This is a genomic window from Williamsia muralis NBRC 105860 (assembly GCF_001598915.1).
In the GTDB taxonomy this organism is placed as follows: Bacteria; Actinomycetota; Actinomycetes; order Mycobacteriales; family Mycobacteriaceae; genus Williamsia; species Williamsia muralis.
Genome location: NZ_BDAP01000001.1, coordinates 1,282,002 through 1,298,408 on the forward strand (window position 1 = coordinate 1,282,002; position 16,407 = coordinate 1,298,408).

Consider the following 16,407-nt stretch of genomic DNA (forward strand, 5'->3'; position numbering starts at 1 on the left):
CTGTGGCTTTAGGTCTGGTCGACCGTGATGATGAGGTTGCCGAGGCGATCGATCTCGCCCGTGGTGTTATGCGGCACAACAACAGTGGTGGTGGGTACCTCGATGACCGCGGGGCCGCGCAGAACGTGGCCGGCACGCAGGCCGGCGTAGTCGTAGATGTCGGTGTCGACGTATCCCTGGCGGCCGTCGAGGCACACCTTCCGGACACCGAGATGGGCCGCGCTCGCGTCCGGTGAGTCGGCGACCTCCAGTTCAGGGAGCTCCGGGGTGAAGGGGAGGACACCCGTGCCGCGCACCCGGTAGGTGATGGCCTGTATCCCGGCCTCGCGGAAACCGCTGTCTTTGCCGTAGAGCTCGGCGTACCGGTTCTCGAAAGTCTCTGCTGCGGTCGCGACTTCCGCAGAGGTCACCGAGCCCGACGGAATCGGTGTGGCCACCTCGGCCAGCTGCATGGCGTACCGCATGTCGATCTCGCGTTCGATCTCCACCGACTTGAACGTCAGGCCCTGCCGGTCGAGCTGTTCGCGGACTTGCTCTTCCAAGACCTTGAAGTTCTGCTCCACGCGCGCAGGGTCGAGCGGTAGCGCAGCTGGGTCCGAGAGTTCCCTGGCGAGAACGATGTCGGAGGAGGCCAGGCCGTAGGCCGAGAATGCGGAGGCCACCTGGCCGAGGGGGACCACCACCTGCGACACCCCGATCTCCTGGGCGTATAGCCCGCAGTGTGCTGGGCCGGAACCGCCGAAGGCGTAGACGATGAAGTTGCGGGGATCGTGGCCCGCCTCCACCACTGTCTTGCGCAGCAGATCTCCGGTTTGAGCGTTCTGTACCGCGTAGATCGCTGCGGCGGCTTCTTCGACCGAGAGTCCGAGTGGCTCAGCGATGCGGGTGCGGATGGCTTCGCGAGCGAGGTTGAGGTCCAGCGCTTTACGGCCGCCGAGCAGGCCGCGTTCGGGCAGGATGCCCAGGACCAGGTTGGCATCGGTGTTGGTGGGCTCGGTGCCGCCCTGGCCGTAACACGCCGGACCGGGGACGGCCTGCGCGCTGTGCGGGCCGATTTGCAGGTTGCCGCCGGCGTCGAGCCAGGCAATCGCTCCGCCGCCGGCGCCGATCGCGTGGACTTCGAGCGTCGGCACGTTGATGGGGTGGTGGTTGATGATGGTGCTGGACGATCGGACCGGTTCGCCGTCGACGATCATGCCGACGAGGAACGTGGTGCCGCCGGCATCGGTGGCGATGATGTTGCTGTGTCCCAGCTGGCGTCCGAGGGACACCGACCCGACAACACCTCCTGTCAGTACCGAACCCACGGTGGAGATCGCGTTGCCGGGAGCTTCCGATGCGGCGACCGCACCACCATTGCTCTGCATCACCAGCAGGGGACCGGCGAGCTTGTGGTCGCGCAGCTTGCCTTCGAGTTCACCGAGGTAGTCGCGCAGGCCGGGCCCGATCTGGGTGCTCATGATTGTTGTTGCGTTGCGGGCGAACTCGCGAATGCGGGGACTCACTTCGCTGGAGAGAGACACGAAGACGGTGGGGTCGATTTCGTGGACGATGTCGCGGATGCGTTGTTCGTGGGCGGGATTGCGGAACGACCACAGGAGCGACACAGCGATGGCTGTGATGCCGTCGTCGAGAAGGGTTCTGACAGTGGTGCGTACCTCGTTTTCGTCGAGCTCTACCACCACGCGGCCGTCGCGGTCGACCCGCTCGGTGACCTCGAGCGCGTGGCGCTTGTGTACAAGTCCGTGAGACTTGCTCTGCGCCATCACGTTCTGCAGCTGCTCGGGGGAGCGGCCGAGATACCGGCCTTCCACGTTCATGATGTAGATCGAGTCGCGGTGGCCTTTGGTGGTCAGGAACCCGACGTCGGGCACGTTGCCCATCACCAAGGCATTGAGCGACGACGTGGTGCCGTGCGCGATGTGGTGAGTGTTCGCCAGCATCTCGTCGAGCGGCTGACCCAATTGCTCCGCCAGCACATCGAGGACGTCCATGACCCCCTGTGAGTAGTCCGGGGGCGTCGACGGCGACTTGCCGCCGATCAGCAGGCCGTTCCCGTCATCGAGGACGGCATCGGTAAACGTCCCTCCGACGTCCACTCCGATCACGTATGCCATGGCCAGGTTCTCCTTAAGTTGCCGCGCAGTTCGTTCATTTACGTCGACGTTGAGTATTCGACGCCGCTGCTCGGCTGTCAAGCAGGAAATGTGAGCCGCCTCACCGATTGTGCCGCGTGCTTCGAGGTTTGTGCAGCTCAGGACCGTGGAGATTGCGGGTTGACGAATTGTCATCTGCGTCGAATAATTGTCGTAGACGTCAACGCGACGTTCGATGGCGTCGTCTTCGGCGCCTGAACTCGAAAGGACGGCCAGATGAGCGTTCACCGAATCGGCCTGGTGGTGCCAAGCTCCAACGTCACCGTCGAAACCGAGATGCCCGCCCTGTTGCGGCGGCATCCCACCTCGGAGTTCTCGTTTCACTCGACGCGTATGCGGATGCACCGGGTGTCTCCGGAGGAGCTCGCTGCCATGAATGCCCAGCGTGAGCGGTGCGTGATGGAGATTGCCGACGCCGCGCCCGAAGCGATCCTCTACGCCTGCCTGGTGGCGCTGATGGTCGGTGGACCGGGGGAGCACCAGCGGGTGGAAGGTGCCGTTGCCGAGCAGTTGGCGACGGGGGGTTCGGAGGCGATCATCCGGTCGAGTGCCGGAGCGTTGGTCGAGGGCTTGCGTGCCCTCGATGCCAAGCGCATCGCCATCGTGACGCCGTACCTGCGGCCGCTGGCCGAGAAGGTTGTCGAATACCTCGAGGCCGAGGACTTCGCGGTGGTCGACTGGCGCGCACTTGAAGTGGCTGACAACGCCGAGGTCGGCTGCATTCCCGGCGACCGCGTGATGGAAGCCGCCCGGTCACTTGACCTCACCGACGTGGACGCTGTGGTGCTCTCGTGCTGTGTGCAGATGCCGTCACTTGCACTGATCGACGACGCCGAGCGTGAGTTCGGTATTCCCGTGCTGTCGGCTGCGACCGCTGGCGCGTACAGCCTGCTGCGGGGTCTCGGCCTGCCCGTGGCCATCGACGGCGCCGGCAGTCTGCTGCGCGCAGACGTCGCATCCGTTCCCGCCTGACATCCCAAGCTCAACCGAAGGACCTATTCATGAGCGACCTCGACCACAAGGTGCGCGGTGTTGACCACGTCGCGTACCCAACATTCGACCCGGCGGGCACCGTCCGCTTCTACCGCGACGTGCTCGGTTTCCCTGTGGTGCATTCGATTTGTGCCGCTGGCTGGGGTCCGGACAAGCATCCCGACTTCATCCACTTCTTTTTCGACATCGGCAACGACGACCGGCTCGCGTTCTTCTACTACTTTGGCCTCGAACCGTTCGACGGGGGACCACAGGGCGACTCGTATTCGCGCTTCGCCGAGGATGTTCCGATCTTCTTCATCCGGTCGCGGCACCTGGCCATTCACGTCGACAACGAGGACGACCTGCTCGAATACCGTCGGCGCCTCGACGGCAGTGACTGGCCGGTGGAGATGCAGATCCAGCACGAGACCATCGAGTCGATCTACACCCATGACCCCAACGGCTACATGATCGAGATCACCCGAGCGATGCGTCCGGTGACGCCGCAGGAAGATCTTGATGCGAACCTGACCATTGACGCGTTGATCGACGTTGTGTCTGCGCCGAATCCGAGCATGGCTGGGCTGCTGACCCGCAAGGCCGAACTGATCGTTCAGCGTGCAGCGCAGTGGCAAGAGGAGCAGGACGCGCAATCGGCGCTAGATGTGGTGGAGGCCGGCCGATGACCACGTTCTTCATCTTGGATGTGCCCGAGAACAAGGCAGTCGCTGCGGTGGCGGGCGAGGACCCCGATGTCACCGTGGATCACGTAGGGCCGTACTACCGGGTGTCGGCTGATTCGGCCATCGTGGTCGACCGGCGAGCCACCGGGTGCCGCCACGCGGTCTGGTACAGCTGCGTCGCCGGACTAGGAGCGTCACGAATCACCCAGTGGGACAAAGACGCTTTGAAGGTGGAACCGCTGTGAGTGTTGCTGATGCCGGCGAGCGGTTAGGCGCAGGCCGATACATCGAGTCCGCGGAGCAACCGTCGAACGCGGTGACGTCGGTGCATGAGCTGACCACGTCTGACGGTGCGAAGGTGTCTGGGGTGCTGCGGACTGTCCCGTCGGCGCGGACCGTGGTCGCGCTGATGCATCCGCGTCAGGATCTGACCCATCACGTGCTGGTTCCTGAACTGCTGGCCCGCGGGTTTGCGGTGTGGACGCAGGGCACGCGGTCGGTGAACAACGATCTGAACTTGATCCACGAGCAGGCGCTGCTGGATGTCGCGGCGGGTCAGGTGTTTCTGCGGGACAGGGGCTTTGACTCGGTGGTGTCGCTGGGTCACTCCGGGGGTGGAACGCTGTTTGCGTTCTATCACCAACAGGCAGGACTGGCTCCTGGTGAGCGGCTGACGCGCACGCCCGCAGGCCGGCCAGTTGCCCTTGCATCGGCGGAGATGCCGGTTCCCGACGGTGCGCTGTTCATGGCACCGCATCCTGGACAGGGGGAGTTGCTCCTGCGGTTGATCGATCCGTCGGTGGTTGACGAGAACGATCCGCTCAGTGTGGACCCGGTGCTGAATCCGTTTGATCCGGCCAATGGTTTTGTGGAGGCGCCCGGTGCGTCGTCGTATGCGCCGGAGTTCGTCGAGCGGTATCGGGCGGCGCAGCGTCCGCGAGTGGAGCGGTTGGATGCTGTCGCTCGGGCGCACGTTGCGGAGAGTGCCGATGCGCGAGCACGATTCAAAGTTTCGGGTGATCCGGTGGATCGACGTGCAGCGTTGGCCCCGCGGCTGATGACGGTGTATCGAACGGACGCCGATCTCCGATTCGTGGACCCGTCACTGAGTCCGAATGACCGGCCGTATGGTTCGTTGTTCGGTCGTCGGCCTGACCTGACGAACTACGGATTGGTCGGGTTCGGCCGACTGTCTACTGCGGATGCTTGGTTGTCGACGTGGTCGGGGCTGTCGAGCAATGCTGCCTTTGTGCGTTGTGCGCCGGGGGTGCAGGTGCCGACGATGTTCGTCGAATTGACCGGGGACCAAGCATGTTTCCCGGATGATGCCCTTGAGATGGTTGGTGCCATGGGGTCGGATGACGTGACGCACCTGCGGGTGGAAGGAACCCACTTTGGTGGCCCGATTCGTGAGGGGGCACCGACCGGGGCAAGTCTGGCGGCCGCTCAGATTGGTGGGTGGTTGGGGGAGCGGTTTGAGCCCTGACGTCCGCCCCGCCAGGCGATACGGGCGTGAGTGCTATTTCTCGCTGGCCACCTGTCGCTGGATCCCTCGGTAGTACTCCTGCTGGGCGGGGTAGTAGTCGTCGAAGTCGATGGCACTTGGGTCCGCGCCGGTCAATGCGGCGACCAAACGATCGAGGTAGTACTCCCAGCCTGGCCCGGTGTTCTCGATTGTTGTTGGGTCGTCGATGATTTGACTCAGCGTCAGGGTCGTGACCCCGTCGGCCTCTGTGAGTTCGACGATGAGATCCCACGTCCCGAAGTCGTCAGTGGTGCGCACCCGCAGCACTCGTGGTGGCTCGCAGCGTTCGATGTTGTAGCGCGCGGGCGTGACATCGTCGCCCTCGGCGTTCATTGTGAATTCGACGTAGCCCTGTTCTGGGTCGCCTGTGAAGAACCCGATCCACCGTGCGAGACGGTCGGATTCGGTAACAGCCGCCCACACGTCGTCTATCGGGGCACGGAAGGTGCGAACGAACGCCACTGCGTCGCCCTCTTCGCGGGGGGTGAATGAACCAGTCGGTGTGATGGTCATGCGGTCTCCTCGTCGTTCGTGGTGGATCGGGCTTGACGCGGTGTGCTGCGACGTTGCTTGACGGTGCGGCGTACCTCGGTGTCGAGAGCGTCGAGGGCTGATTCGGGGACCGGCAAACGACGCTCGCTGGCACTTGGCCCCGGCTTGATTTCCCCTGTGGGCGTCAGTTCGTCAATGAACCGCCGGACTTCGTCGATGGGCTGTGGTTCTAAGCGGTAGTGCCGTTCACGGCCTCTGTCTTCGGCGACGACGAGTCCTGCTTCCGACAGCACTCGCAAGTGGCGACTAACCGCTGGCCGTGAGATTGGTTGGAAGTCAGCAAGGTTCGAACAGAGATCGACCACACGTGAAGGGCCGCTGACCAGGGTGCGCAGGATGCTGCGTCGCACGGGGTCGGCTAATGCCTCGAATACGCTCACGCGTCTAATGGTAACCGAACAGTTACCAATCGGCTAGGGTTGCTCCTGCGGCTATCCCTGTACATGTCCGGTGTGCGGCGTACAAGTGGCGTGACTGGGCGTGAGACTGCCCGGTTTGAACACGGTAGTCGCCCGGTGTTTTGGCGGGAGTTGTCGGTGGCGGTGGCGGCGACTGGGCCAAGGTTGGGGTGTCGATAATTGGCAAGTGGGTGCTGGTCAACGGTGCCGGTACGGAAAGGGATCCTTTACCCCACTAACTCCGCTGGACCATTTCTCCGTGACCTGGTATCCGAGACCTCGGATGCGTGGGTGTGCCAGCTTTCGGCACCTCGATCCAAGTGCAGTACAGCGCAATGGGGTTGGGTGGCTGCTGTTCCGTAATAGCCTCGGTCTGGCGCTCCCCTCTAATCTCTGATGAGAAAAATTGAATCGCAGTTGCGACTAAGCCAATCGCAATCGCAAGCAGCCCGACCAATGCCACTTTCAGGAAATAGTGCACTCCATTTTGATACTGAACGACCCACGCATGGAAGAAGAAGAGGCCCGTAAGTCCGGTTACTATCAGGGATACGGGTTCGAGGGTCTTCCCGAATCGCTTGGTGAAGTCGCCAGAAGACTCGGCCGTCGCCTTAGCTAGCCCGGTCAGTAGGAAGTGTACGGCTGCGATTAAAAACACCCAGGCGGCGAAGTCGTTCCATGGTGCTATGTGGTCAAAATCTGTCTGGGAAATCATGTGATTGTTATACCCGGCACCTGTGACAGGGTGGGGGTGTCGCTACTTCGCTCTTACATTTCGGCGAGCAGAAGCTTATTAGCTACCTTGCAGTTTTGGATCTTTCTGCCCTGCGCTTTTGGAGGAACCGGCCTCCTATCGACAGAAGCAACCAAGTTCCTGGTATCCAGAGGTAGCAGCCCAGTCCGTACAAGATGCTGAAGTAAAATATACCGTCAGATAAATCGAAGAACGTGCGCTCCACGAGCATGAGCAGGACGATGAGGCTGAACACAAACGCGACGTAACTAATCGGAACTGATAGCACAAACAGACCAAAAGAAAAGGGCCGCAACAACCTTCTCATGACTTATGGCACCTCGTGGTGGCCGGGCAGGTGCCTCAGCGGGCCCCAGGGGTCGGTTCTGTCAGGCATATATTCGTACATTGGCGTGGTAATCCCTGAAGGACTGTCGTTGTACACCTCCCACGCAGGATAATTCGATAGTTGACCCTCAACTTCGGGAGCACCGTCGAGCGGCGAGGTGATCAAGGTCCCACGGACAGTCACCCCTAAGGTACTGGCGCCGTAGTCGCCCACCTTCTGATCATGAAATGGGGCAAACGGGTCCAAGGCCTCGAACGTGACCTGAACGCGCTCATCATCTTGAGCAACGCCGAAGGTAGGCGTGTCGACTTTGACTGCACCGGAATGGGTTTCGACAGAGGGATTCTGTCGCATCACGACAACGCCGTTGTCGTAATCAACGTAGATCGAGACCCTGCTGTCTTCGGCATCGGCCGTGGGGTCGAACCCGCGGTTATCACCACGGTTCTGGTGGGGGATGTTGTGCACATTATCGCGCGGTATGAAGGCGTTGATCCGCTGCAGCCCGCCGCCTGGCACCTTGTCGATCGTCTTTACGACAACGGCAGAGTCGAGCCCTTTGTATTTTGGATCGTAAGTGTTCGTGTCGAGCATCTCTGCCATTCGCCAATCGTTGGCGGACTCCGGGTTGCGTCCGAACTGATCATGGAACGCCTGCGTCTGATTTGCCTTCCGCGCGATGCTACTTGTGCCGTCTAGTGGGTCTACATCCTTGACGGGTAAGTCACCGTCGGCTCCGTCGATCGCAGCCGCGAGATTCTTGTCCACGTTCTCAGCGGACAACAACAGGCCGTCGAGCTGTTCCTGCAGCTGAGCTTTGATGGCGTAGTACTTGGATTGGGCCGCACTGTCCCACGAATCGAAGCCCGCCGGAAGCGGCCCGTCGACACGGCCATCCGGTGAAACGGTCAACGACTGCGCTGCGGCATCCGCTCGGATGGCAGCGAGCTTCTGCTTGACGGCGTCGATATCGTCGGCCGCCTCTTTCGCGGCGTTTGCGATGGCCGCGGCCTCCTGTTTGTGGTCGGTGAAGTCTAGAATTGTCCCGTTGATCGACGTCTTGGCCGCCTCGGCCGTCTGCCCAGACCACTGGCCAAAGACGGACAAGTTGGTGAACTGAGCGACCATGGTGTCGCATGCAGCGATCTGCTTTTTGGTTCGGTGGAAGACTTCTCTGACTTGCTCGGAGTTCCAGCGGTCTATGTCTGTAACGGTGACCACAGTGCGTCTTAGAGATTTAGCGACGACGTGTTGGTGGCTGCCAGCTCTATCGCATGGCTGGAAGCGTCGTCGGTGTCGGTGTACTCAAGCGCTGCTGACGAAAACCCTTGGGAGTGCATGAGAACTTGGCTGAGCAACGCGCGGTGCTTACCTTGCCAGCGAGCCGACAGGCTGGTCATCGACTCTTTCGAGCTCCCAGTCCAGCCCTGTTCGGTCGCCGCGCCGATTACTTGCAACGAGTCCGCGAACACCGCCGCACAGTCGTCGTGCCAGGTGCGAACTTGTTTCGCTGCGTGAAGTAAGTCAGCCGGATGTACTAGTAGTTCCCCCATTGGGTGAACTTTACAGGCCCCACCACAACCGCATTGCGCGTGGCGGCGGCACTGTGCGAGCAGTCGACCTGCCCCCGGTCCTTCGCGGCGGTTGGCGCGTAGTCCGCGGTAGGGACGGACGGCCTGGCATTTCGCGTATATCCGAGAGTGGTTGTCGAAGAAAGCCTTCGGTCGAGTGTCTGCGCGCATCTGCTCTGTTTCGGAGGATCGGCAATTGTCCTCGAACTAACCTCCAGGGACTGTCTGATGGGTATACCGCGGTCCGGTTGGGGACGGCATCGTCAGGCCACCTGAAGATTTCTCAGTTTGTTCGGCTGACGACAACCGCGTAGGGCAGTTGGTCGACTGCGACTAGGATCGGCTGTTGGGAACAGTTGTTTCGTCTGCCGGGGGGCATGGTGTGGGTAGATCCAGAGTTGGTGTTGCAGCTTGGTCGACGTGTGTCGCATCGTCGGATGTCGGACCGCACTGGGGCCCGAACATCGAACTCCAGTTCCAGAGCAGTGTCTGCGACTACTGCATCGGGCGTACCACGGCTCGCTCACCATCAGAGCAGTTCCCGAGCGGGGGCGATCCGCTCCGCGGGCGGTGGTCTCGGAACCTTTTCGTCGCGGGACCATCGGAGACCTTTGCCGTCGGGTGCCCACGATGAGCGGCGAGCTTGTGCGTGCGATCCGTGCGGTTTGGCGTTGGTACACGATAAAGTTCGGGATTCTACTTACCTGCATTCTGCTGGCATTCGTTGCAACAGTGTGGTGGCTCCTCTGTCCGGGCGATGATCAGGCAGCGGACATCACGAAGCAATTTGGCATCGACATCCCTTCGAACGCGTCCGACGTCATCACCGACGAATTAGCTGTTGCGCTGCAGGGTGCGTGTTCAGGTGTGGAGTTCTTGATGCCGACGGCCGAATGGCGCGGGCATGTCGGCGAGTACGTCGATGTTGCAACGCTGGAACCGACGTTTAACGTCGCTACCTCGTGCGGGAACACTCTGATCGAATGTGAACGGACATACAACACGCAACCCGGCAGTGACTCCGGCTACCAAGCTTCCGATCGCATCGACGGAAAGTACCGCGGTGTGGTTGCCTTCCCAGATTGCGTCAACGGCAAGACCAAGATTGCCTGGTCGATCGCCGACTAGCTGACGACCTTACCTATGCGCTGCGAAAGAAGTTGTGAGACAGAGGAGACAACGTGTGTCGTGGCCTCCTTGGCTCGCGCTACCTGGGCCGCGAAACCGCCACAACACACACAGAGGTGCGTGCTTCTGTCCGAGCGTTTAGTCAGGCATCAGGGCTTCGAACCTAGCCTCGACCGACGCCGAGATACTGATGCGCTCAGGCCGTAGGGACGGGGAAGGTTGATCCTCGCCGCCCATGTCGGCCGGTAGTCCCATTGCTGCGGGTGTCGCTGCCATAATTCTCTCGTGGTGGGGCTCGGCCGCCACGATACCCAGCATTCCGGGATCAGCGATGGCTACCGCATGGAAGGTGTTGTAGCCCAAACTTGCTGTGTAGCCCTTGGCCTTTGCCAGCGCGTCGAGTACCGCTTGATCGCGGACGCGGGCAGTGCGTTTGAGCGTCGCCTTCCGCGTCAGCCACCAGTCCAGGTGCCCGACGGTAACTGACTCGACGTCCGCAACCTGCGCAACGAAGGGCGCGACTGCCTTGAATTCGACGAAGGTCACGGTGATCGTGGCGGACGAGTAGTACTGCCAAGCACGCTTCTTGCCGTCTCGATCATACGGTCGGTGCCTGCTGTGCTGGACCTGGTCGAATGTCCACCGAGAAACAGGACTGGCCGGCCGATCGTGCAGGGTTGTGACGATGTCGGTTACCTCCCTGACAGCCGTATCTGCACGGTCGGCAGCTGCTGCGCGGCTCGACCCGTCGGCACTCACACGCACACGAACGGTGCATCGATTCGGGGCGCACTGGCGCCTGGCATGTCCGCGAACGGTGATCGTGACTGGGGGAGTGCTCATGGATTGAGTGTGCCAACGGGGTCGGACATCTTTCTGCGACTCGGACCTGTGCGTGAACCGGTAAGTACGCCGTCTCGACATTCGATTGAGTGCCGCACGACTCAGGTAGCGGCTAGTTTGTCGCCGATTCTGTCGGTACCCGGCGCTATGTTGTCAGCAGACAGCACATCGAGAGGGGGCCCACCATGGATGAGCCAGACCAGACATCGGACATCCATGAGTGGTCCGACATGGCGGCATGGCTCGCGGAGTCACTGGTCGACAAGCCGGTCGGTTTCATCGTCGAGATGGGTCCGAGTGGGTACGTCAACTATGACGGCAAGGACGACGAAGACGATGTTGTGTGCGTCCAGATTCAGATGCTCGCAGACGGAGTGATGATGCTGCGGCGATCACGGTCGATGCTGGGGCACTTGCTCATTGCGGACTTTTCCTCCGACAAGCTGCCACTGAACACCTGGCTGTACAACGACAACTTCGACGACTGCACCGACGGATACATCTTCAGTCGCGACGTGCAGCTCCTGGCCGACGTCTGCGTCACCTGGTTTCGCGACAACGGCGGTGCCCGCTCCACCGACGACCTCGGTATGGAATACCGCTACCCGGACGAGCTTCTCCCGCCCACCGACTGAGATTGCCGCCGCCTCAATGGTGGCGGTCTGGGGTCGTTGACAGTGTGTGGGCGGCTCTACACCGCTCGATCTCTGTTTGTGAGGAGTGCCCGTGGAAGAGTTGATGCACGCACTGTGCAGAGCGACAACCACATTGCCCAAACCGGTGATCGAATGGATGGTCGGTACAGCCAGCCCGTTGCTTCAGCCATGGTGTGACCTCGTGCGTCGGCGTGAACTCACTGACCAGCAAGCGTGGGACTGCCTGTGGCGTGACGACGCGTTGATCAAGTCGGCGATGAAGATCCCGGGCAAGTGGACGGCGAACGCGACGTCGGAAGACTTGGCTGGATCAGTGGCACTGTATCTGTCGCGGCCGGATGTGCCTACAGGTCGGATCACGTTGCTGCGCACTCGACTCGACGCGGATCAGCTTCGTCGGATCGACTTGCTGCGGGCGGTGACTCAGCTGGGTGGCAGAGACCTGGTCTGTCGAGAGATCGTCGCCGAGCCGCCACCGGGTTCAACACGGGAGGAACATGTCGGTCCGCGGGAAATCGCGCTGATCGAGCGCTACCGGACGTCCGCGCGGGAAGCAGTAGTCGATCGCGAAGCCAAGACTCGGCAGGCGGTCGCACAGATAGAGCGGGAGGACGGACTGATTGCACGGGCTGCTAGAGCTCGCATGATGGAGCCGGCCGACCAGCTGCAGGCGCTTCGTGCCTGCTTGTTCGGTCGGGGCTCGGTGGCGGCTCGTCCGGAGGACGCGGACTGGGTGACGGTGCAGTATTTGCTGGTTCTCGGTCGCGGTGCGTCGACGTACCAACACAGCGACGAGGGGTTGGGGGAGACGTTGTCGGTGCTGCGTCCGATCCTTCGGGCATACATCGACCAGGTGTACACCTGGCCGCGTCGGTGGGCGACCGAGCGTCTGTTGACGTTCGGCGAAGCAGGTGTTGTGCCGCTGGGCTATTCGATCTACGCCGACGAGGGGGACTATCTGAACCGGCGGTTCGGTCCGAGTGTGAGGAAATACCGCGCGCTCGGCGCACTCATCAAAGACAACCGGGACGTGCCACTGCGAGATCTGTGTGACCGAGTGGAGGCCGCAGTTCTGGCGCGTGACCGGTGGATCGTCAATCAATCACGAAAGGAAAACAGAGATGGGTTTGACCATGAATGAGGACATGAGTTCCGGCATCGTCGCCATCGCGGACGCCATAGCGGTCGAGGCGCACGCAGGCCAAACTGACAAGCTTGGTAATGAGTACATCCACCATCCGAGATCCGTTGCACGGCGGGTGGACCAGAGCGATGACGTCGCCGTAGCTGCGGCGCTCCTGCATGATGTCGTCGAGGATTCGGATGTGACGCCGGAGGACCTGGCGGAACGCGGCATTCCTGCGAATGTGATCGCAGCTGTCGAGCTGCTCACTCGACGTCGTAACGTTCCGGACGGTGACTACTACGAAGCTATTGCGAAAGACCCTGTGGCACTGCAGGTGAAGCTGGCAGACCTCGCTGACAACACCGACCCAGCCCGATTGGGGTTGTTGGATGAGGCGACGCAACGCAAGCTGATCACGAAGTACACGAAGGCGTACCGAGCATTGGGGCGGGAGGACCTCGCGACCCAGTTGGCGCAGCTTCTCCGGGAGTAGGATGACTCGCGCGAGTCAGGTCTGCCAGTCCGCTGCGCGACTTCGCTATTGCTGGCGATTGCGTGCCACCACGATCGCGTAATTTCGCTACCGACCTACCAACCCCAAGCTGCCACCGGAGAGATGATGAAGCCGAGAATCACCAGGCGAGACGTGATAGACAGGTTGAAATGCGGCTTCGTGGACCGTGGGTTCGCTGACGTCAGCACACGCCGTGGAAAATTGGATCAGACCTTTCATATCGACGGCGAGCGGATCATCGGGCGGGGAACTGTTTCGCAGAGCACGGTCGGCGTCGAAGACCTCCAGCGAATCCATGATGAGGTGTACACGCTGGGGCGGATGAAGGACAAGGTTCGGGTGCACGCCACATACGGCGCCTACTCGCTCGCGGCGGTTAGATACGCGGCGACGCATCGAATCTGCCTGTACACGTTCGACCAGGATGGTCACTTGACGTCGGTACTTGTCACACCGGTTCTCCACTTTGCAGCAAAAATAGCTCAAGTTTCGCTCGGATTGCTGCTCGCCGCTGCCGTGGTCACTTGCCTGGTCTTGGGGATTCTCTGGCTCTCGAAAGGCGTTGACATCGGTGCAGGGATCGGAATCGTGTTCCTCATCTTGACTGGTTTCGTAGTAGCCACGGTCTCAGCCGTATGGACGGCTCTCACGCGGAATGGCAAGAAGAAATAACGATTGTCACGAGGACTCCGGCGGCCAATCTGCACAGCGTAGGAGGTCGGCGCCTAGCGCTGGACTATTGGTTGTTGCGCCTCATAAAGGCGAGAAGGTCCTCAAGCTGGGTCTCGGAAACACTGACTATGCTTGGCCCACCGGTGGCTCCCACCCGGATCCCATTCGACAACCTCTCCGGAATCGGATCGTCGAAGGCGGTCGGGATCTGCGCTGCCTGCGATACCAGCTCGATGTCGAATCGATACGGATAGATCACCTTGCCTGCAGCCACCTCGTCCGGCCAGAATGGCTCGTCGTACTTCTGCAGGGGCGTAGTGACTTTGAACAGATGCAGGTCGATATTGCCTGTGACCCAGATGTCCCGTTGAGCGCGTGGCCCGTGCGGAAGACCTTTCGCTTTGGTGCCCAGGATGTGCCACGAGAAGTTCGTGCCGGTATCCGAGTTGATGGGCAGACGTGGAAGACCCCATCGACCTTTCCTGATTCCCCACCGTAGGTTGGCCTGGGCATCGTTCGTGACAGCGTTGTAGGTGGTCAATACTGCAGGCATTGGCAACTCTCCGGCTTGGCCTTACGGAACGAGCGACTGAAGCAATGCTTGAGTCTCGGAATCTGTTGAATAAACCGTCATTCCGCGCATTCCTCGAGTAAGAAGCACCTTGTAGGTGTTGCGGATAGCCCGGTCGAATCCTTCTGGGTTGCCACGCTTGACCTGGTTGTCGTGGTTGTACTCGGGACGCGCCTCCCAATGGTCGGTACGCCACACCAGATCTGGTCCGAAAATGACACCGCCGTAGTCATACTCGAAACCCTGGGCGGTATAGACGCACCCGACCTGATCGAAGCCGGCAGGGTCTGACGCCCAGTAGGGCGTTCCAGGTGCACCGTCGTGCGACGTTGCCTTCTTGTTGTTCCACGGGCGTTTCCAGTCGCCTATCACGACGTCGTCCACGAGACCGCCGCCCTTCACCGGATCGCTCCAGGTCCAGCAGTATCCGGCTGCAATGCGCGCCGAGTAGCCCTCATCGAGAAGAGATCGCAGCTGGTGTTCGACGAGTGATGGAGACTCCGAAACGCGTACTGCGAATGCCTCATCGCCGGTCCACTTGATCGGGCCGCCGGGCTTGAGGCCCAGCAGTCGCAGGACCCAATTCTCGTAGGCACGGCTACCGCCGCAACGAAACTGTCCGTCGAGCGAAACCATGCGGACTTTGCAACCCATGCGCTCGGCGGCGCCACTGATGTCCGAGACGGTGCCGCGCTCGGATGGCCGCACCACTTGGAACTCGTCGAGTAGGAACACCGGCACCCGTGCCGCATCGATCAGTTCTTCGACCTGTGGTCGTCCAGTGCGCAGCGCCGCTTTCGTATAGCGGTTCGTTGACGTCTCTTTGACCCGGTGAGCCTCGTCGTTGATGAGCACGTCGATCTCGTTGGGTTCGGCGTCGATGAACTGGTTGTAATACTTGAACATCTGCTTGACCCGTGGTGCGCGAGCACCTGCGACCCGCCGCAGAGTCATGGTGAACGCTGAAGACCCGGTCGCGTGCAGGGCGGTGCGGCCGCGTCGGGACAACTCACCGAGCAGGCTAAGCGCGATGACAGACTTTCCTGAACCCGGGCCACCCGTAACGATGATGACTTCCTTAGTGTTCGAGCGGTACGACTCGTCAACTGCGCGCAACACCAACGAGTACGCGGTTTGCTGCTCGTCGAGGAGAACGAATTGCTCGCGGCGTTGAACTTCGTCAGCGGCCAGGGCCATAAGTTGCTTACTGGGTCGAACGGCTGACGAGAGCAACTGATCCGCGGCGTCGGCACCGGGCTCAGTCGAAAGCTTGCTTTGGAAGTACTTGAGCAGTTCTCCGCGTCGTTGCCCGGTGAACAAGCGTCCGGTGTCGGACTGAGGGAGCGTCCAGAGGTCCTGGACATCAGCGTCAGTGGCGTTGTGCAGGTATGCGACACCCGCAAGTTGGTCGGTGCTTCCGCCGAGCGTCGCGATGAAATCGCTCAGATGAGTGCAGTAGCGGCGGACCTGCTCGACCGGGTGTAGGCGTTCGCCGGCGCCATCAAGCAGGACGACGTCGTCTGTACCCGCGAGAATCGATGCGCTGCTCCACTGCTTGAGCTCGACCACAACGTAGGACGGCAGGCCGGTCTTGGGATGGACTCCACACACCACCGCGTCTGCGCGCTTGCTGGTGAGCGGCAGCTGGTACTCAACGAGAAGCTCTGCCTTTTCGAGACCGGCATCGACGAGGTCGCCGGCCAACACTGCAAGGCTCCGATCCCAGGAGCGAACCTCAGCAGGGGATGGGTTGTAGCCGATCTGGAAACGGAACTGTTCGGTCAAGACGGGTACGAGACTCCCGGACTCGATCTGAGATCGAACACCAGCGACAGAGTTGCGGTACAACGGCAAGACGGCTCCAGGAAGGCATGAAAGTCTTCCCGCACGGGTGGAGCCTTGTCGTAGAGACGCATGCTGTCGGGCCGAAGCGGATTACTGGTCGATCGTATCTG

18 protein-coding genes are annotated in these 16,407 nt (G+C 61.3%); 9 read left to right on the forward strand and 9 right to left on the reverse strand.

Going from position 1 to position 16,407, the window contains the following annotated elements:
- Nucleotides 1–8: 8 nt before the first annotated feature.
- Nucleotides 9–2,117: a hydantoinase/oxoprolinase family protein gene (locus tag WIMU1_RS06200; RefSeq protein ID WP_062795521.1), complete on the reverse strand. Its 2,109-nt coding sequence runs from the start codon at nucleotides 2,115–2,117 to the stop codon at nucleotides 9–11.
- A 255-nt stretch (nucleotides 2,118–2,372) separates the two neighbouring features.
- On the opposite strand from WIMU1_RS06200, the gene WIMU1_RS06205 reads away from it, so the two are divergent.
- The 4 genes from WIMU1_RS06205 to WIMU1_RS06220 are packed head-to-tail and all read left to right on the forward strand — an operon-like array spanning nucleotide 2,373 to nucleotide 5,300.
- Nucleotides 2,373–3,128, forward strand: a complete 756-nt coding sequence (locus WIMU1_RS06205) for a maleate cis-trans isomerase family protein (RefSeq protein WP_062795522.1) — start codon at nucleotides 2,373–2,375, stop codon at nucleotides 3,126–3,128.
- 29 nt (nucleotides 3,129–3,157) lie between these two features.
- Nucleotides 3,158–3,817, forward strand: coding sequence for a VOC family protein (locus WIMU1_RS06210; RefSeq protein WP_062795523.1), 660 nt, complete (start codon nucleotides 3,158–3,160; stop codon nucleotides 3,815–3,817).
- Nucleotides 3,814–4,059 carry a hypothetical protein gene (locus tag WIMU1_RS06215; RefSeq protein WP_062795524.1) on the forward strand — a complete coding sequence of 82 codons (246 nt, stop codon included), beginning with the start codon at nucleotides 3,814–3,816 and terminating at the stop codon, nucleotides 4,057–4,059. The genes WIMU1_RS06210 and WIMU1_RS06215 overlap by 4 nt, the downstream gene beginning before the upstream one ends.
- Nucleotides 4,056–5,300 carry an alpha/beta fold hydrolase gene (locus WIMU1_RS06220; RefSeq protein WP_062795525.1) on the forward strand — a complete coding sequence of 415 codons (1,245 nt, stop codon included), beginning with the start codon at nucleotides 4,056–4,058 and terminating at the stop codon, nucleotides 5,298–5,300. The genes WIMU1_RS06215 and WIMU1_RS06220 overlap by 4 nt, the downstream gene beginning before the upstream one ends.
- A gap of 33 nt (nucleotides 5,301–5,333) precedes the next feature.
- On the opposite strand, the gene WIMU1_RS06225 is transcribed toward WIMU1_RS06220, so the two are convergent.
- The 5 genes from WIMU1_RS06225 to WIMU1_RS06250 all read right to left on the reverse strand — a co-directional run bounded on the left by WIMU1_RS06225 (nucleotide 5,334) and on the right by WIMU1_RS06250 (nucleotide 8,924).
- Nucleotides 5,334–5,852: an SRPBCC family protein gene (locus WIMU1_RS06225; RefSeq protein WP_062795526.1), complete on the reverse strand. Its 519-nt coding sequence runs from the start codon at nucleotides 5,850–5,852 to the stop codon at nucleotides 5,334–5,336.
- Nucleotides 5,849–6,271, reverse strand: a complete 423-nt coding sequence (locus WIMU1_RS06230; RefSeq protein WP_062795527.1) for an ArsR/SmtB family transcription factor — start codon at nucleotides 6,269–6,271, stop codon at nucleotides 5,849–5,851. The genes WIMU1_RS06225 and WIMU1_RS06230 overlap by 4 nt, the downstream gene beginning before the upstream one ends.
- A 253-nt stretch (nucleotides 6,272–6,524) precedes the next feature.
- Nucleotides 6,525–7,004, reverse strand: coding sequence for a hypothetical protein (locus WIMU1_RS06235; protein WP_062795528.1), 480 nt, complete (start codon nucleotides 7,002–7,004; stop codon nucleotides 6,525–6,527).
- 349 nt (nucleotides 7,005–7,353) lie between these two features.
- Nucleotides 7,354–8,592 carry an Rv0964c family protein gene (locus tag WIMU1_RS06245; protein ID WP_062795530.1) on the reverse strand — a complete coding sequence of 413 codons (1,239 nt, stop codon included), beginning with the start codon at nucleotides 8,590–8,592 and terminating at the stop codon, nucleotides 7,354–7,356.
- 8 nt (nucleotides 8,593–8,600) lie between these two features.
- Nucleotides 8,601–8,924, reverse strand: coding sequence for a WXG100 family type VII secretion target (locus WIMU1_RS06250; protein WP_062795531.1), 324 nt, complete (start codon nucleotides 8,922–8,924; stop codon nucleotides 8,601–8,603).
- A gap of 648 nt (nucleotides 8,925–9,572) precedes the next feature.
- Between WIMU1_RS06250 and WIMU1_RS06255 the strand changes: the two genes are divergently transcribed.
- Complete coding sequence (locus WIMU1_RS06255; RefSeq protein ID WP_062795532.1) at nucleotides 9,573–10,070, forward strand: hypothetical protein; 498 nt, start codon at nucleotides 9,573–9,575, stop codon at nucleotides 10,068–10,070.
- A gap of 138 nt (nucleotides 10,071–10,208) precedes the next feature.
- Here WIMU1_RS06255 and WIMU1_RS06260 read toward each other — a convergent pair whose 3' ends face one another.
- Nucleotides 10,209–10,913, reverse strand: coding sequence for an SIMPL domain-containing protein (locus WIMU1_RS06260; protein WP_062795533.1), 705 nt, complete (start codon nucleotides 10,911–10,913; stop codon nucleotides 10,209–10,211).
- Between the two features lie 185 nt (nucleotides 10,914–11,098).
- On the opposite strand from WIMU1_RS06260, the gene WIMU1_RS06265 reads away from it, so the two are divergent.
- The 4 genes from WIMU1_RS06265 to WIMU1_RS06280 all read left to right on the forward strand — a co-directional run bounded on the left by WIMU1_RS06265 (nucleotide 11,099) and on the right by WIMU1_RS06280 (nucleotide 13,881).
- Entirely contained in the window at nucleotides 11,099–11,548 is a 450-nt protein-coding gene (locus tag WIMU1_RS06265; protein ID WP_062795534.1) for a hypothetical protein, read from the forward strand.
- Between the two features lie 91 nt (nucleotides 11,549–11,639).
- The gene (locus WIMU1_RS06270; RefSeq protein ID WP_062795535.1) at nucleotides 11,640–12,710 is read left to right on the forward strand and encodes a hypothetical protein; all 1,071 of its coding nucleotides are present in this window, start codon (nucleotides 11,640–11,642) and stop codon (nucleotides 12,708–12,710) included.
- Complete coding sequence (locus tag WIMU1_RS06275; RefSeq protein WP_245969107.1) at nucleotides 12,691–13,188, forward strand: HD domain-containing protein; 498 nt, start codon at nucleotides 12,691–12,693, stop codon at nucleotides 13,186–13,188. Before WIMU1_RS06270 ends, WIMU1_RS06275 begins: the two co-directional genes overlap by 20 nt.
- A gap of 126 nt (nucleotides 13,189–13,314) precedes the next feature.
- The gene (locus tag WIMU1_RS06280) at nucleotides 13,315–13,881 is read left to right on the forward strand and encodes a hypothetical protein (protein WP_147431412.1); all 567 of its coding nucleotides are present in this window, start codon (nucleotides 13,315–13,317) and stop codon (nucleotides 13,879–13,881) included.
- A gap of 64 nt (nucleotides 13,882–13,945) precedes the next feature.
- Here the strand turns inward: WIMU1_RS06280 and WIMU1_RS06285 are convergent, their stop codons facing one another.
- Entirely contained in the window at nucleotides 13,946–14,434 is a 489-nt protein-coding gene (locus tag WIMU1_RS06285) for a hypothetical protein (protein WP_062795537.1), read from the reverse strand.
- 21 nt (nucleotides 14,435–14,455) lie between these two features.
- Nucleotides 14,456–16,306, reverse strand: coding sequence for a DUF2075 domain-containing protein (locus tag WIMU1_RS06290; protein WP_062795538.1), 1,851 nt, complete (start codon nucleotides 16,304–16,306; stop codon nucleotides 14,456–14,458).
- Nucleotides 16,307–16,407 lie beyond the last annotated feature (101 nt).

Coding starts and splice junctions, on each gene's coding strand:
- WIMU1_RS06255 (WP_062795532.1), top strand. CDS start 9,573: ATGAGCGGCGAGCTTGTGCGTGCGATCCGTGCGGTTTGGCGTTGGTAC.
- WIMU1_RS06200 (WP_062795521.1), bottom strand. CDS start 2,117: ATGGCATACGTGATCGGAGTGGACGTCGGAGGGACGTTTACCGATGCC.
- WIMU1_RS06275 (WP_245969107.1), top strand. CDS start 12,691: ATGGGTTTGACCATGAATGAGGACATGAGTTCCGGCATCGTCGCCATC.
- WIMU1_RS06265 (WP_062795534.1), top strand. CDS start 11,099: ATGGATGAGCCAGACCAGACATCGGACATCCATGAGTGGTCCGACATG.
- WIMU1_RS06210 (WP_062795523.1), top strand. CDS start 3,158: ATGAGCGACCTCGACCACAAGGTGCGCGGTGTTGACCACGTCGCGTAC.
- WIMU1_RS06235 (WP_062795528.1), bottom strand. CDS start 7,004: ATGATTTCCCAGACAGATTTTGACCACATAGCACCATGGAACGACTTC.
- WIMU1_RS06285 (WP_062795537.1), bottom strand. CDS start 14,434: ATGCCTGCAGTATTGACCACCTACAACGCTGTCACGAACGATGCCCAG.
- WIMU1_RS06280 (WP_147431412.1), top strand. CDS start 13,315: ATGAAGCCGAGAATCACCAGGCGAGACGTGATAGACAGGTTGAAATGC.
- WIMU1_RS06205 (WP_062795522.1), top strand. CDS start 2,373: ATGAGCGTTCACCGAATCGGCCTGGTGGTGCCAAGCTCCAACGTCACC.
- WIMU1_RS06260 (WP_062795533.1), bottom strand. CDS start 10,913: ATGAGCACTCCCCCAGTCACGATCACCGTTCGCGGACATGCCAGGCGC.
- WIMU1_RS06250 (WP_062795531.1), bottom strand. CDS start 8,924: ATGGGGGAACTACTAGTACATCCGGCTGACTTACTTCACGCAGCGAAA.
- WIMU1_RS06215 (WP_062795524.1), top strand. CDS start 3,814: ATGACCACGTTCTTCATCTTGGATGTGCCCGAGAACAAGGCAGTCGCT.
- WIMU1_RS06225 (WP_062795526.1), bottom strand. CDS start 5,852: ATGACCATCACACCGACTGGTTCATTCACCCCCCGCGAAGAGGGCGAC.